The organism is Hoeflea sp. Naph1 (assembly GCF_046837775.1).
Lineage (GTDB): Bacteria > Pseudomonadota > Alphaproteobacteria > Rhizobiales > Rhizobiaceae > Hoeflea.
In genome coordinates this window covers 2,422,987-2,437,614 of record NZ_CP177286.1, presented here as the reverse complement: position 1 = coordinate 2,437,614, position 14,628 = coordinate 2,422,987, and the positions used below count along the sequence as shown (strand labels likewise).

Annotated in this window: 12 protein-coding genes; 5 read left to right on the top strand and 7 right to left on the bottom strand. The window is 61.4% G+C overall.

Annotated elements, in window-relative coordinates; genetic code table 11:
• The 6 genes from ribD to ACK6D9_RS11490 all read right to left on the bottom strand — a co-directional run bounded on the left by ribD (window position 1) and on the right by ACK6D9_RS11490 (window position 5,873).
• Window positions 1–1,104 carry a bifunctional diaminohydroxyphosphoribosylaminopyrimidine deaminase/5-amino-6-(5-phosphoribosylamino)uracil reductase RibD gene (ribD, locus tag ACK6D9_RS11515; protein ID WP_412048629.1) on the bottom strand — a complete coding sequence of 368 codons (1,104 nt, stop codon included), beginning with the start codon at window positions 1,102–1,104 and terminating at the stop codon, window positions 1–3.
• A gap of 4 nt (window positions 1,105–1,108) precedes the next feature.
• Window positions 1,109–1,591 (bottom strand): transcriptional regulator NrdR, encoded by a 483-nt coding sequence (nrdR, locus tag ACK6D9_RS11510; protein ID WP_322989269.1) that lies wholly within the window; start codon window positions 1,589–1,591, stop codon window positions 1,109–1,111.
• 6 nt (window positions 1,592–1,597) lie between these two features.
• Window positions 1,598–2,911, bottom strand: coding sequence for a serine hydroxymethyltransferase (glyA, locus tag ACK6D9_RS11505; protein ID WP_322989270.1), 1,314 nt, complete (start codon window positions 2,909–2,911; stop codon window positions 1,598–1,600).
• A gap of 236 nt (window positions 2,912–3,147) precedes the next feature.
• Window positions 3,148–4,419 (bottom strand): L,D-transpeptidase family protein, encoded by a 1,272-nt coding sequence (locus ACK6D9_RS11500; RefSeq protein WP_322989271.1) that lies wholly within the window; start codon window positions 4,417–4,419, stop codon window positions 3,148–3,150.
• 357 nt (window positions 4,420–4,776) lie between these two features.
• The gene (gene ldtR, locus ACK6D9_RS11495) at window positions 4,777–5,301 is read right to left on the bottom strand and encodes a transcriptional regulator LdtR (protein ID WP_322989272.1); all 525 of its coding nucleotides are present in this window, start codon (window positions 5,299–5,301) and stop codon (window positions 4,777–4,779) included.
• A gap of 125 nt (window positions 5,302–5,426) precedes the next feature.
• Window positions 5,427–5,873, bottom strand: coding sequence for a DUF6163 family protein (locus tag ACK6D9_RS11490; RefSeq protein WP_322989273.1), 447 nt, complete (start codon window positions 5,871–5,873; stop codon window positions 5,427–5,429).
• A gap of 217 nt (window positions 5,874–6,090) precedes the next feature.
• Between ACK6D9_RS11490 and hemB the strand changes: the two genes are divergently transcribed.
• Together hemB and ACK6D9_RS11480 are read left to right on the top strand one after the other, a co-directional pair.
• Window positions 6,091–7,146 carry a porphobilinogen synthase gene (gene hemB, locus ACK6D9_RS11485; RefSeq protein ID WP_412048628.1) on the top strand — a complete coding sequence of 352 codons (1,056 nt, stop codon included), beginning with the start codon at window positions 6,091–6,093 and terminating at the stop codon, window positions 7,144–7,146.
• Window positions 7,147–7,352: 206 nt separating this feature from the next.
• Window positions 7,353–7,736: an RDD family protein gene (locus tag ACK6D9_RS11480; protein ID WP_322989277.1), complete on the top strand. Its 384-nt coding sequence runs from the start codon at window positions 7,353–7,355 to the stop codon at window positions 7,734–7,736.
• On the opposite strand, the gene ACK6D9_RS11475 is transcribed toward ACK6D9_RS11480, so the two are convergent.
• Window positions 7,733–8,203 (bottom strand): Lrp/AsnC family transcriptional regulator, encoded by a 471-nt coding sequence (locus ACK6D9_RS11475; protein WP_412048627.1) that lies wholly within the window; start codon window positions 8,201–8,203, stop codon window positions 7,733–7,735. The two genes, ACK6D9_RS11480 and ACK6D9_RS11475, sit on opposite strands and share 4 nt — an antisense overlap.
• Window positions 8,204–8,330: 127 nt before the next feature.
• On the opposite strand from ACK6D9_RS11475, the gene ACK6D9_RS11470 reads away from it, so the two are divergent.
• From ACK6D9_RS11470 to ACK6D9_RS11460, 3 genes are all read left to right on the top strand, one after another.
• Window positions 8,331–11,756 carry an indolepyruvate ferredoxin oxidoreductase family protein gene (locus ACK6D9_RS11470; RefSeq protein ID WP_412048626.1) on the top strand — a complete coding sequence of 1,142 codons (3,426 nt, stop codon included), beginning with the start codon at window positions 8,331–8,333 and terminating at the stop codon, window positions 11,754–11,756.
• A 189-nt stretch (window positions 11,757–11,945) separates the two neighbouring features.
• Complete coding sequence (locus ACK6D9_RS11465; RefSeq protein WP_412048625.1) at window positions 11,946–13,766, top strand: SLC13 family permease; 1,821 nt, start codon at window positions 11,946–11,948, stop codon at window positions 13,764–13,766.
• Between the two features lie 19 nt (window positions 13,767–13,785).
• Complete coding sequence (locus ACK6D9_RS11460; RefSeq protein WP_322990729.1) at window positions 13,786–14,535, top strand: arginyltransferase; 750 nt, start codon at window positions 13,786–13,788, stop codon at window positions 14,533–14,535.
• Window positions 14,536–14,628: the final 93 nt, after the last annotated feature.

Below are 14,628 nucleotides of genomic sequence, written 5' to 3'. Positions count from 1 at the left end.
CTAGGCCCTTTCGTACTCGTCCATCCGGTCGGCGCCATAGGCCCTTGTGGCAACAGCACGAAAGCGGGATGGAATGGTCTGTGACGTCAGCGGCGCGGCCACCGCGTCGCCGTTAATGTCGTCTGGACCGGTCAACAGGACGATTCGGTCGACCAGATCCTCGGCAAGAAATGCCTGCGCCACTTCCGCGCCGCCTTCAACCATCACCGTCGACAATCCGCGGGCGGCCAGATCCTCGAGCAGTTCCGGCAGCGCGATGCGGCCATCATGGGTTTCGCTGGCAATGAAATTGACGCCGAGGGCCGACAGTTGCGTCCGCGCCTCAAGTTCCTGAGCGGCAGCGGTGGCGATCCAGACCGGCGTCTGCCGCGCCGAGGCTGCGAGCCGCGAGCCCAGGGGCAATCTCAGTCCTGCATCAAGCACCAGCCGGATTGGCGAGCGCGTCTCCATCCCCGGCAGCCGGCATGTCAATTCCGGGTCATCATTGATCACGGTCCCGATGCCAACCAAAATCACGTCGCTTTGCGCGCGCAAGGCATGAACCTGGCCGTGGCTGATTTCGCCAGTAATCGAGACCTGTCCGCCATCCCGTCGGCCGATCTTGCCATTACGAGAAACCGCAAGCTTGAGAGTCACATGCGCCCGGTTGCTGACCCGCCGGGTGAGGTATCCGGCAAGATCACGCGCCGCCTCGGTGGCAAGCACCCCCTGCTCCACCTCGATGCCGGCATCGCGCAGGATCGCATAGCCGCGACCCGAGACCCGGTCATCAGGATCGGTGGCGGCCGCTACAACACGGGCCACGCCGGCATTGATCAACGCTTCCGCGCAAGGCGGGGTGCGGCCGTGATGGGCGCAGGGTTCGAGCGTCACATAGGCTGTGGCACCGCGGGCAAGCTTGCCTGCTTCGGCCAGCGCCTGCGGTTCTGCGTGAGGCCGCCCGCCAATCGCGGTGACACCGCGACCAACAATGACCTGGGCTCCGCCAATCTCGCGGGTAATCACGGTGGCGACAGACGGATTGGACCCGGTGCGCCCTTCGTGCCAACGCGCCAGCCGGATGGCAGCGGCCATGAAGCGGCGGTCGAGCGCGCTCACCGCCATGGCATCAGTCGTCGCCGGCGGTAGTGTCGCCAGCGATCCTTGCTGTCAGTTCCGCGATCGTACGTTCAAAATCCTGCGGTCCGGAAAAATCTCGATAGACCGAGGCGTAGCGCACGAAGCCGACGTCATCGAGCGCCTTGAGCGCCTCGAGCACCAGCAGGCCGATCCCATCGGTGGCGATTTCGGTCTCTCCCGAGCTTTCCAGCCTTCGGACGATACCCGATACCGCACGGTCGATCCGTTCCGGATCCACCGGCCGCTTGCGCAGCGCGATCTGGAATGATTTGGCCAGCTTGTCGCGGTCAAATGGCACCTTACGCCCGGTTTTCTTGAGCACTTGCAGGTCGCGCAGCTGCACGCGTTCGAAGGTGGTGAAGCGCCCGCCACAATCGGGACAGACGCGCCGACGGCGAATCGCGGCGCCGTCCTCGGCAGGCCGCGAATCCTTCACCTGGCTGTCTTCAGAGCCGCAATAGGGACACCGCATCTGCGCCTACCCGAGATGCGGATAAATCGGGAAACGATCGGTGAGTGCAATCACCTTCTGCTTCACAGCGGCCTCGACCTTGGCGTTACCGTCTTCCGAATTGGCCTGCTTGAGGCCGTCAAGCACTTCGAGAATCAGGGCGCCGATTTCGCGGAACTCGACCTCGCCGAAGCCGCGGGTGGTGCCTGCCGGGGTGCCGAGACGGACGCCCGAGGTGATCGTCGGCTTTTCCGGATCGTTGGGTACGCCATTCTTGTTGCAGGTGATGAAGGCCCGGCCGAGAGCTGCCTCAGAGGCCTTGCCGGTTAGGCTCTTGGGCCGGAGGTCGACCAGCATCAAATGGGTGTCGGTGCCGCCGGAGACAATCTCGAGGCCACCTGCAACCAGGGTTTCGGCCAGCACTTCGGCGTTGCGCACCACCTGGCCGACATAGCTCTTGAATTCCGGCGTCAGCGCCTCGCCGAAGGCAACCGCCTTGGCGGCGATCACATGCATCAGCGGTCCGCCCTGCAAGCCGGGGAAGACGGCCGAATTGATCTTCTTGGCGATATCCTCGTCGTTGGTCAGAACCAGGCCGCCGCGCGGACCGCGCAGGGTCTTGTGGGTGGTCGAGGTAGCGACATGGGCGTGCGGGAACGGGTTTGGATGCAAGCCGCCTGCCACCAGGCCGGCAAAATGCGCCATGTCGACCCAGAGAATGGCATCGACCGCATCGGCAATGGCACGGAAACGGGCAAAATCAATATGGCGGGAATAGGCCGAACCACCGGCAATGATGATGCGTGGCTTGTGTTCGCGGGCCAATGCCTCGACCTGGTCATAGTCGATCACGCCAGTGGCCAGATCGAGACCATATTGGACGGCGTTGAACCATTTGCCGGACAGATTGGGGCGGGCGCCGTGGGTCAGGTGTCCGCCAGCGTCGAGGCTCATTCCAAGAAGTGTATCGCCTGGCTTGGCGAGCGCCAGCAGCACTGCCTGGTTGGCCTGCGAGCCGGAATTGGGCTGGACATTGGCAAAGCCGCAGCCGAACAGTTGCTTGACCCGGTCAATGGCAAGATTTTCGGCGACATCGACGAAGTGGCAACCACCATAATAACGCCGGCCCGGATAGCCCTCGGCATATTTGTTGGTCATCACCGAACCCTGTGCCTCGAGCACGGCGCGGGAGACAATGTTTTCGGACGCGATCAGTTCGACTTCATGGCGCTGACGACCCAACTCGTCCCGAATCGAGCCATACAGCGCAGGATCGGCGTCGGCCAATGTGCGATTGAAGAATGCATCAGAAAAACGGGCTGCGGGGGTCGCGTTGGACATGATCCGGGTTCCTTGTGTGACTCGGGGTGTGGCTCGGGTCTGCCGTGAAACGGCGGCGTCGTAAGATACGGCTCGAATCCAGCCCGGGAAATGCCCGACCGGATGGCGCTGTTTACCCCCGTCGCATGGCAAGGGCAACATCTGCCGGCCTGATTGCGTCATCACAGCGCGCGCAACGAAAAAACCGCCCGGTTACGGGCGGTTTTTTCGTGTTGATAACGAGGCCTGCAGACGTTTTAGCGCAAGGCCAATTCGTCGACGCCATCACGCTGATAGACGTCGTCGCGGAACTGGACCACGCCGTCCTCCGACGCCCAGGCAGTGAAATAGGTGAAATAGACCGGCACCGGCACACTCAGGTCGATCTCGGTGTTTTCACCGGAGGCAATCACGCCTTCCATGGTCTGACGATCCCATCCCGGTGTATCGCGCAGCAACCAGGTATTGAGGTCGCGCACGTTCTGAACCCGCACGCAGCCTGAGGATTCAAACCGCAAAAGCTTGTTGAATACGCCCTGCTGTGGGGTGTCGTGCATGTAGACGGCATGCGGATTGTGGAAATTGATCTTGGTCGATGCCATCGCGTTGCCCTTGCCAGGGTCCTGGCGGAACATCAGGGCCGGCGCCTTCTCGGCGTTCCAGTCGATGGTCTCGGGCGCCACCTCGTTGCCCTGGCCGTCAAACAGGCGAATCGAGTTGCGCGCCAGATAGGTCGGGTCCTTGCGCATCAGCGGCACGATATCCTTCTGGATGATCGAGCGCGGCGAGGTCCAGTAGGGATTGAGAATGATCTGGTGGATCTTGGAATTGAGAATCGGCGTCTGGCGGTCGATCTTGCCGACAATGGCGGTGTGACGCAGCACCACACGGTCGTTCTCCACCGCTTCGATCTGCGCGGCGGGAATGTTGACCATGACGTAGCGATCACCGAGAAAGCCCGACATCGAGCGCAGCCGCACGAGGTTTGTCTCAAGTTGGCCGAGACGCACGGCCGCCGAGACGTTCAGCGCCTGGTAGGTGTAGCTGCCCAAAACGCCGTCCGGCGGCAGGCCGTGACGGGCCTGGAACTGCTTGACGGCGCCATCGACATAGGAATCGAACGCATTGGACAGGCCGGCATTGCGGTCGAGATCGCCCGAGGCGATCAGGCGCTGGCGCAACAGCCGCACCTCCGGTTCGGAATCGCCCATGCGCAATTTCTTGGTGGCCGGCACGATTGGCCAGCCGCCGTTTGCAACGATGTTCCGATAATCGAAAACGGAGCGCTCGACAAAACCGATCGTATCGGCGCTGGTGATTGGAAAACGGGTCGCCGTCTTTGCCACCGAACGGGAGCTTTCGGCGTCGAACTGGTCGTCCCATGATCCGCGGCGCGGCGCCGAAATGATGTCCTGGATGGTCGACTGGGCCAAGGCCGGGCCGGCTGTCACCGCCGTTGCAGCCAAGGCGGCAGCACGGGCAATAAAGCGGCGGCGGGTCGGTTTGTCTAATCCGGTCAACGTTTTCATTCTCACTCCACCATGCAATCGGGTCTGATGTTAAGGCTCGTTACGTCGCGTATCATGGTTAACGTTAAGATTTCCGGACCAACACCGGGTCCGCCCAACAATTGCGACACTTTATCGTGAAACGCGGACAGGACAAAGACCCGAAAGATCCTGTCTGCACCTGGCCCCACACTGGCAGATAGCGGTTTCATGGAAATAGGGCCAAACGATGGTCCGGCAGAGGTCTTGGTCGCCCCTACCTTAGCCAATCCCCTGCCCCGTAACCGGGTTCAGCAGGAAGATTGCCAACCAACGCCGACAACCGCAATTGCGGCGGGCCTGCGCCCGCCGCTTGTGGCAAGTACCTTCAAACCGGCCTTAAAGGCGGTAGAGGATCTGATCGTTCCAGAACCGGTCGAGCCGCTGCATCAGCTTGTTGAGTTCCTCGAACTCGCTGGCGCCGATCCCGCCGACCTGGGCAATCGAATTGATGTGGCGATCGTAAAGCCCTGCAACGATCTCGGCGATTTCAACACCGTGTTCGGTCAGGCTGATGCGAACCGCGCGACGGTCCACCCGCGAGCGCTGATGATTGATGTAGCCCAGATCCACCAGTTTCTTGAGATTGTAGGAAACATTGGAACCAAGATAATAGCCGCGGGTGCGAAGCTCGCCGGCGGTCAGTTCGGAATTGCCGATATTAAACAGCAGCAATGCCTGGATCGCGTTTATGTCGGTACGGTTGGCGCGATCGAACTCATCCTTGATGACATCGAGCAGGCGGCGGTGCAGCCGTTCGACCAGTTGCAGCGATTCGAGATAGAGATCGCGAAGTGCTTCAGCCTGATCATTGGCGGCGACAGGTTTGGGCGCTGTGGCGAGTGCCGAATTTGTATATGACATGATGACTGTCTCACTGTTGATGTTGGCGGTTTTTGTTCCCGCCTTGAGACAGACCCTATCGAATACGCATAAAATTCTACTTAAACTGCAAGCTTAACAACGTCTTACCTGCAAGCAACCAGCAATCAAAGTGAATCAGGTCTTACCTGCGTGGCATCCCTGCGCCATTTCAGGAACAACAGGATGCGGAAGCACAGATACACCGCCAGCACCACGCCATGGCCGATGACCAGCAGCGGGCGCTCGCCAAACCAGAGCGGCAGGCCCTGGTGCATGACCACTTCCGCGCCGGCGCCGGCAACCCAGATCACCGGCCCCCAGGACACCTGCATCCACAAGCCGACAGCAGCCACCGGCAGCAACACCGCTAGCGACGTCGCGGCGAGCTGCCAATAGGACGGCAGAAGGTCGAAACGCGCCATGCCACCATCTGTAAGGCCGATCAGCTTGCCCCAATATTGTAGCCCCGCGACAAGGCTGCTCAGGGCCACCAGCCGGAGAAACAGCCGGAAGCTCGATTCGAGGGTGCTGACGCCGGGCGCCGGCGCCGCGCCAACTTGCAATATCGCCATCTACGGCGTCTCCTGATCTTTTGTGCCGGCGGGATCAACCGTCGGATTCGGCCGCAGTCAATATCAAAGCCTGCCGCAGGGCAAGCCGTGACGGGCGGGACTAGCCTGATGAAGCATACAGGCGGATCTTGACCAGACCATCCCTGGTGCGGTCTATAGCGCGGAAAACGGCGCACCCGCTGATCGAGTCCGCCTTGTTGACTGAGGATGAAAGAAGATGGGCGAGAACACGAAGAACACAGAAGCCGGATTGGCAGCCGCGGCAGCGGTCAATGTCGACGAGATCACCGCCCGCCGGCGCATGCGCCGCAGCCGTGGCGCCGACTGGTCGCGGCGGCTGGTGCGCGAAACCCGGCTCATGGTAGATGACCTGATCTGGCCGATCTTTATTGTCCCCGGCACCAATATCTCCGAGCCGATTTCAGCCATGCCCGGCGTCAACCGGCTGTCGGTGGACCGGGCGGTGGAGGCGGCGCGGATGGCGGCCGATCTCGGCATTCCGGCACTCGCCACCTTCCCCAATGTCGAGCTTGAACGCCGCGACCAGACCGGTTCGCTGGCGCTTGAAGCGGACAACCTGATCAACCAGGCCACCCGTGCCATCAAGCAGGCAGTGCCCGATATCGGCGTGATTACCGACGTTGCGCTCGATCCGTTCACCGATCACGGCCATGACGGCATCCTGCGCGATGGCGAGATCGTCAACGACGAGACCGTGCGCGCGATTGCAGCCGCCGCGGTGCACCAGGCCGACGCGGGCTCCGACATCATTGCGCCGTCAGACATGATGGACGGCCGTATCGGCGCGATCCGGCAGGCGCTCGACGCCGCCGGTCACCAGAATGTGGCGATCATGTCCTATGCCACCAAATTTGCCTCCGCCTGCTATGGCCCCTACCGCGAGGCGATCAACACCTCGGGGCTTTTGAAGGGCGACAAGCGCAGCTATTATCTCGACCCGTCCAACGCCATGGAAGCGGTGCGAGACGCCGGACTCGATGTCGAGGAAGGCGCCGACATGCTGATGGTCAAGCCGGGTCTGCCCTATCTCGATATCTGCCGGGCGCTCAAGGACAATTTCGGCCTGCCGACCTTCGCCTACCAGGTGTCGGGCGAATATTCGATGGTCAAGGCAGCAGACGCTGCCGGCTATATCGACGGCGAGCGGATCATGTTGGAAACCCTGCTGGCCTTCAAACGTGCGGGCTGCGACGGAATCCTGACCTATTTCGCGCCCGAGGCCGCGCGGCTGATCGCCAAGGGGCTTGGCTGAACCGACAGCGTTTGCGGGCCAAAACCGGCAACAAAGCCTTTAACTGAGGCGTTTGACTTCCTACATCTGGTTCAAGGCGAGCCATTTGCCCGCACCGATAACAGGAGAGAGCCGTGAGCCAACAGTACCCAGACAGCGCAGCCGAGCCGACAATCGGCCGGTATGACGACATTGCGCTTTATGACGGGGTGCGCTCGCGGCGGATAATGGCGTTTTTCATCGATTACGCGATTGTGCTGCTCTTGTGCGTCCCGGTGGCGGTGCTGGTGTTCTTCATCGGGATTTTCACACTCGGCCTGGGATTTTTCCTCTACCCGATCCTGTTCCTGCTGGTGGTCATTCCCTATGTCGGCATGACCATGGGCGGACCGAACCAGGCCACACCCGGGATGCGGATGATGGACATCCGGCTTGTCCGGCTTGATGGCCGCCCGGTGGATTTCATGCTCGCCGTGGTTCACAGTGTGCTGTTCTGGGCCTTGAATGCGGTGCTGACACCGCTGATTCTGCTCGCAACTCTGGTGCTCGACCGCAAGCGCACCGTCCACGACTGGCTGCTGGGCACCGTGGTGGTGCGGGGAACTGTTTAAACCGGCAGCCGAGTCTCGTGCTTTAATTGCCTGAGGATCAGGTTGGTCTTGACGGTGGAGACACCCTTGAGCGCGAACAGGAATTTTTCCAGAAATTGGTTGTAGGCGCCAAGATCGCGGCAGCGTACGCGCAGATGATAATCGGCGTCACCGGTGGTGGCGAAACAATCGAGCACTTCCGGCCGGGTCATCACCGCGGCAATGAAGCTCTCGACATGATCGGCCTGGTGGCGTGAAAGCACCACATGCACCATGGCGTGGAAGCCGAGCCCGCAGGCATCCGGGTTGATGACCGCCGTATAACGTTCGATCACGCCTGCCTGCTCCAGTGCCCTGACCCGGCGCCAGCAGGCCGAAGCTGACATGGCAACGCTTTCGGCAAGTTCCTGGTTGGAGATGCGGCCGTTGTGTTGAAGCGCATCGAGAATCTGCCGATCTCCCGGTTCTATTTCCATTTTCTCTTCCATTCCGGGTAATCCTTCCAATATCTGCGTCTACACTGAGAGGACTTACCATTTTTCTGCTATACAGCGGTTCCTTTGGCAAGTCCTGTCTGTTGGCTGGTGCTAAAATCGATGGTGGAGGAGACCGCCGATGACATTCCAGCCCGCACCTGCCCAGGCCTACCAACTGTCCGACCGCTACACGCTTGCCTCAGGGCGTGTGTTCATGACCGGCACCCAGGCGCTGGCGCGGGTTCTGTTTGACCAGGCGCGGCGCGACCGCGAGGCCGGGTTCAACACCGGTGGTTTCGTGTCAGGTTATCGCGGCTCGCCGCTGGGCGGGCTCGACATGGAATTGTGGCGGCAGAAGCCGCTTCTGACTGAAGCCGGGATCGAATTTCTGCCCGCCGTCAACGAGGATCTGGCTGCCACCGCCGTGCTCGGCTCGCAGCAGGTGGAAACCAATCCCGGGCGCCAGGTCGAGGGCGTGTTCGGCTTCTGGTATGGCAAGGGTCCGGGCGTCGACCGGGCCGGTGACGCGCTCAAGCACGGCAACGCCTACGGCTCCTCACCGCATGGCGGGGTACTGGTGGCGGCGGGCGACGACCATGGCTGTGTCTCATCGTCGATGCCGCACCAGTCCGACGTTGCCTTCATGGCCTGGTTCATGCCGACGCTCAACCCGGCCAGCGTTTCGGAGTATCTCGAATTTGGCGAATATGGCTACGCGCTGTCGCGCTATTCGGGCATGTGGGTCGGCTTCAAGGCGATCTCGGAGACGGTCGAGGCGGCAAGCTCGTTCATGCTCAAGCCCGACCGTGTGTTTTCCACGCCGGATTTTCAGATCCCCGCTTCCGGGCTGCATTACCGTTGGCCCGACCTGCCCGGCCCGCAGATCGAGGAAAGAATGGAGGCCAAGAAGCACGCGGTGCTGGCCTTTGCCGAGGCCAACCCGATCGACCGGACGATCTATGGCGTCAGCGACGCACAGTTCGGGTTTGTGACAACCGGCAAGGCGCATCTCGATCTGATGGAAGCGCTCAGGTTGCTCGGACTCGATGAGGCGCGCTGCCGGGCGCTCGGCATCGACATTTACAAGGTCGGCATGGTCTGGCCGCTGGCACGGCGGGCGGCGCTCGATTTCGTGCGGGAAAAGCGTGAAGTGGTGGTGATCGAGGAAAAACGCGGCATCATCGAAAGTCAGTTCAAGGAATATTTCTATGACTGGCCCGGCCACAAGCCGCAGCGCATGGTCGGAAAGAACGACGAGACCGGGCGCAGACTGATCCCCTGGACCGGCGAACTCTCGCCCCGGCAGTTATTGCCGCTGATCGCCAAACGGCTCGACGGCATATTTGGCAATGAGAATTTTGCAGCCCGCGCCGCTCAGCTCACAGGCGCTCCGCCTATCCTGCTCAACGATCCCGGCGCCACCCGCACCCCCTATTTCTGTTCGGGCTGCCCGCACAACACCTCGACCAAAGTGCCCGAAGGCTCCAAGGCACTGGCCGGCATCGGTTGTCATTTCATGGCCAGCTGGATGGATCGGCAAACCTCGTCGCTGATCCAGATGGGCGGCGAAGGTGTGAACTGGGCGGCCTCCTCGCGCTTTACCGGCAAGGATCACATCTTCCAGAATCTGGGCGAAGGCACCTGGTATCATTCAGGTTCGATGGCGATCCGCCAGGCAATCGCCGCAGGCGCCAACATCACCTACAAGATCCTCTATAATGACGCAGTCGCCATGACCGGTGGCCAGCCGGTGGATGGGCCGGTCAGCGTTTCGGCCATCGCCCATATCTGCCGCGCCGAGGGCGTCGATCGGATCGCGCTGATGTCCGACGACCCGGCGAAATTTTCGACCGCCGATCTGCCGCGCGGGACGTCGATCCACGGGCGTGCCGATATGGACGCCGTGCAGCGCGAATTGCGTGAAATTCCCGGCGTGTCGATCCTGATCTATGAACAGGCCTGCGCCACGGAAAAGCGCCGCCGCCGCAAACGCGGACAATTGCCGGATCCGAAGAAATTCGTGGTCATCAACGAACTGGTCTGCGAGGGCTGCGGCGATTGCTCGACCGAATCCAATTGCCTCAGCGTCGAACCCAGGGAAACCGAGTTCGGCCGCAAGCGGCAGATCAACCAATCCCATTGCAACAAGGATTTTTCTTGCCTCAATGGGTTCTGCCCGAGCTTTGTCACTATCGAGGGCGGCACAAGGCGCAAGCCGAAGCCTGCGCAAATCGATCTGTCCCGGCTTGCCGGCGAGATCCCCCTGCCCGCCCTGCCGGCGCTCAATGCGCCGTTCAACCTGTTGGTGACTGGCGTTGGCGGCACCGGCGTTGTCACGGTCGGGGCGCTGATTTCGATGGCGGCGCATCTGGAAGGCAAGGGCGCAAGCATTCTCGATTTTACCGGCTTTGCCCAGAAATTCGGCGCAGTGCTGAGTTTCGTGCGGATCGGCAGCGCGCCCGATGAGATCAACCAGGTGCGCATCGATCAGGGGTCGGCGGATGCGGTGATCGGCTGCGATGTGGTGGTCTCGTCCTCGCCCAAGGCATCGGCGAGCTATCGGGGCGGCACGAAGATAGCGTTGAATATTGCCTCAATGCCAACCGGTGATCTGGTGCTCAGACGCGACGCGGATCTCAACATCGGTGGACGCCAAGCCGCCATCGAAACCGCAGTTGGCGCCGGCAATGTCGCCGCATTTGATGCCAACCGGGCGTCCGAAGCGCTGTTTGGCGACGCCGTGTTTGCCAATGTGATGATGCTGGGCTTTGCCTGGCAACGCGGGCTGGTGCCGGTGGGGCTGGACGCGCTGATGCGGGCCGTTGAGCTCAATAATGTCGCCATCGAGGACAACAAGCGGGCATTTTTGTGTGGACGGCTGATGGAGGCAAATCCGGGGGCACTGGAACGGCATCTTGCTCCGCCGCCGGACTTCGCCACGACGCTCGACGATGTCATTGAACGCCGGGCGGCCTTTCTCGAGTCCTACCAGGACAAGGCCTGGGCGGCTCGTTACCGCCGCCAAATTTCAGACTTTTCAAAGCAACTGCCGCCGGCAACCGGTGAGAAACTTTCGGTGGCGGCAGCAAAATCGCTGTTCAAACTGATGGCCTACAAGGATGAATACGAAGTGGCACGGCTGCACAGCGACAAGAGTTTCGTTCAGAGCCTCAATGCACGCTTCGAAGGTGATTTTCGCGTCGTGCATCATCTAGCGCCGCCGATGATCGGCAGCGAGAAGGACGCGCGTGGCCGGCCACTGAAACGCCGTTTCGGTCCGGCTATCCGGCCTCTGCTTTCATTGCTGGCACGCTGCAAGTGGTTGCGTGGCAGCATTTTCGATCCATTCGGCCATACTGCGGAACGAAAGATGGAGCGCGAGCTTATTGGCTGGTTCGAATCGCTGATCGACCGCTGCACGCGCGAAATCGATGCCGGAACCATCGCGGTGTGGACGCAAATACTGTCTGCGCCGATGGAAATCCGCGGCTATGGCCCGGTCAAGCATGAAGCCATCATCAAGACCAAAGCGAGGGTCGAGGCGCTGCTGACGCAGCTTGGATAGGCCAGAAGCCGCTCCAAACGCCGCCCTGTCACCCTTCTTACGCTTGGGTTTCTGGTTTCACCTGCTTGGCAATTCTCGCGCCGCGCGTTTCGCGGGAAACTGCAGGTTGAGAATATTCGCCCTAGGCGTATGGCCGGGCGGCACGGTAATGTGAAGGGTAACTCGCGCCTCGGGGGTCGCTACGCATTAATGCCAGATTTTCACCTTGTCGCCATCTTCGTCATCATCGCAGCAACGATTGTCGCCTATGCCTCCGAGCGCTGGGCAATGGAGATCGTTTCGCTGGTGTCGCTGGCGGCAGTGTTGGTGGTGTTCGGTGTGGTGCCCTATATCGGCGCGGATGGTCAGCCGCTGGGAATCGACCGGCTGCTGTCGGGCTTTTCCAATCCCGCACTCGCTACAGTGATCGCGCTGCTGATCGTTGGCCAAGGCCTGTTTGCCACCGATGCGATGGAAGCGCCGGCGCGCCGGCTCGGGCGCATGGGCGGCACCAAGAGCTTCCGACCGATTCTGTTCATTCTCGTCGGTGCGGGGGTTATCTCGGCGTTTCTCAACAACACGCCGGTGGTGGTGATCTTCATTCCGATTCTGGTGGTGCTGGCCGCGCAACGCTCAATTTCGGCAAGCCGGGTGTTCATTCCGCTCTCGTTCATCACCATTCTGGGCGGCATGACGACACTGATCGGCTCGTCGACCAACCTGCTGGTTGCCGGCGTTGCCCGCGATTATGGCTACGAGATCGGCTTTTTCGACATCACCGGAATGGGAGTAATCCTGGCGCTGGTCGGCGGCATCTATGTGCTTGTGGTGCTGCCACGGCTACTGCCCGAACGCGAGGCGGAGTTGTCAGCCGGCGCCAAATCGGGGGCACAGTTCATCGGCGAGATCACACTGACGCGTGATCATCCCTTTGTTGGAATCTCGGCCAAGGCGGGCATGTTTCCCGGGCTTGGCGATCTGACACTCAAGCTGTTGCAGCGCCGCGATGCACCGTTCCTGCCGCCATTTGAGGATCTGACCCTGTCAGCGGGTGACACGCTGGTGGTAACCGGAACCCGGCGCGCCTTCTCCAAGGCGCTGGCGCGCGGCCGTGCCGGGCGAGACGCTGACGTCGCAGATTCCGACGACAGCGCCCACGAACCGCCGCCGGGACCGGACTACCATCTGGCGGAAGCCGTGATCTCGCCGGGTTCGCGCTACGCCGGGCGAACCATCCAGTTGTCGGGCCTGCGGGCGCAGTTTGGTCTGTCGGTGCTGGGCGTGCAGCGCAAGAGCCGGATGGCGCGTTCGGCGCTGTCGGCGATCCGGCTCGAACCCGGCGACACGCTGCTGATTGGCGGCGCGATGGAGGAAATCACCCAGCTTCGCGGCAACCACGATCTATTGCTTCTGGAACACTCGGCGGTGGCGGTGCCGCAATCGCGCAAGGCACGCGTGGCGGTGGCGATCTTCGCTGCCATCGTCATCACCTCGGCGCTGTCGATCGTGCCGATCGTGGTGGCGGCAATCTGTGGTGCTGTGCTGATGCTGGTGACACGTTGCCTGTCGATCCTGCAGGCGGCGCGCGCCTTCGACCGGCAGATATTCCTTCTTGTAGGGTCGTCTGTGGCGTTGGCAACGGCGCTCGAGGCCACCGGCGGAGCCAGGCTGATTGCCTCGACCACGCTGTCGGTGATGGACGGCGCGTCACCCGGCATGATCCTTTCGGCACTGTTTCTGGTCATGGCGGCGCTTACCAATGTGCTGTCCAACAACGCCACCGCGGTGTTGTTTACACCCATTGCGCTGGGCATTGCCGCCGCCATGGACGTGCCTCCTACCCCGTTTATTGCTGCCGTTATTTTCGCGTCCAATGCCTCGTTTGCCACCCCCATTGGCTATCAGACCAACTTGCTGGTGATGGGCCCCGGCCATTACCGGTTCAGCGATTTTCTGCGCGCAGGCACTCCGCTTGTGATCATCATCTGGTTGACCTTTTCGTTACTTGCGCCATGGTACTACGGACTATGATCCGCTTAGAATTCTTGGCATGACAAACCACACAGTCAATTCACCGCAGTTTTTTCTGACCGCGCCGTCGCCCTGCCCCTACCTTGAAGGCGAGAGCGAGCGAAAGGTGTTTACCCATCTGGTCGGCGAAAAGGCCCCGGCATTGAACGACCTTCTGACCCAGGGCGGATTTCGCCGGTCGCAGAATATTGCCTACCGGCCAGCTTGTGAAACCTGCCGCGCCTGCATCTCGGTACGGATCCTGGCTGCCGAGTTCAAAACGACCCGGTCGATGCGCAAGAACATGGCAACCAATGCCGATCTGGTGGCCACCGAATATCACGCCGAACCCTCGAACGAGCAGTTCAAGCTGTTCCGGCGCTATCTCGACAGCCGCCACAAGCGCGGCGGGATGGCCGACATGAGCATCAGCGACTACGCCATGATGGTCGAGGATTCGCATGTCGACACCCGTATCATCGAATACCGGGTAAAGGCCGAGGGTGATGGCCTGCAGGAATTTCCCACCGGGCCGTTGGTCGGTGCGGCGCTGACTGACCGGATGGGCGACGGGCTGTCGATGGTCTATTCCTTCTACGACCCCGATGCGACCGCCCGGTCGCTGGGCACCTACATGATCCTCGACCATATCGAGCGCGCCAAGGCGCTGGGCCTGCCGCATGTCTATCTGGGCTATTGGGTCAAAGGTTCGCGGAAGATGGAATACAAGACCCGCTTCCTGCCACAGGAACATCTTCTGGCCAACGGCTGGAAACTCTACCAGGACTGATTGGCGCATTACGCCTCGGCCACTGCTGGCAGCACTCTTCATGTTTTAAAGCAAGAGCTTCGGGCAAGTGGGTGGCTTGCCTCCGTCCGTTGC

What these genes read in the sequence shown, in the direction of transcription:
- ACK6D9_RS11465 (WP_412048625.1), top strand. Translation starts at nt 11,946, where the DNA reads ATGCCAGATTTTCACCTTGTCGCCATCTTCGTCATCATCGCAGCAACG.
- ACK6D9_RS11500 (WP_322989271.1), bottom strand. Translation starts at nt 4,419, where the DNA reads ATGAAAACGTTGACCGGATTAGACAAACCGACCCGCCGCCGCTTTATT.
- ribD (WP_412048629.1), bottom strand. Translation starts at nt 1,104, where the DNA reads ATGGCGGTGAGCGCGCTCGACCGCCGCTTCATGGCCGCTGCCATCCGG.
- ACK6D9_RS11480 (WP_322989277.1), top strand. Translation starts at nt 7,353, where the DNA reads ATGGCGTTTTTCATCGATTACGCGATTGTGCTGCTCTTGTGCGTCCCG.
- nrdR (WP_322989269.1), bottom strand. Translation starts at nt 1,591, where the DNA reads ATGCGGTGTCCCTATTGCGGCTCTGAAGACAGCCAGGTGAAGGATTCG.
- ACK6D9_RS11470 (WP_412048626.1), top strand. Translation starts at nt 8,331, where the DNA reads ATGACATTCCAGCCCGCACCTGCCCAGGCCTACCAACTGTCCGACCGC.
- ACK6D9_RS11490 (WP_322989273.1), bottom strand. Translation starts at nt 5,873, where the DNA reads ATGGCGATATTGCAAGTTGGCGCGGCGCCGGCGCCCGGCGTCAGCACC.
- hemB (WP_412048628.1), top strand. Translation starts at nt 6,091, where the DNA reads ATGGGCGAGAACACGAAGAACACAGAAGCCGGATTGGCAGCCGCGGCA.
- ACK6D9_RS11460 (WP_322990729.1), top strand. Translation starts at nt 13,786, where the DNA reads ATGACAAACCACACAGTCAATTCACCGCAGTTTTTTCTGACCGCGCCG.
- glyA (WP_322989270.1), bottom strand. Translation starts at nt 2,911, where the DNA reads ATGTCCAACGCGACCCCCGCAGCCCGTTTTTCTGATGCATTCTTCAAT.
- ldtR (WP_322989272.1), bottom strand. Translation starts at nt 5,301, where the DNA reads ATGTCATATACAAATTCGGCACTCGCCACAGCGCCCAAACCTGTCGCC.
- ACK6D9_RS11475 (WP_412048627.1), bottom strand. Translation starts at nt 8,203, where the DNA reads ATGGAAGAGAAAATGGAAATAGAACCGGGAGATCGGCAGATTCTCGAT.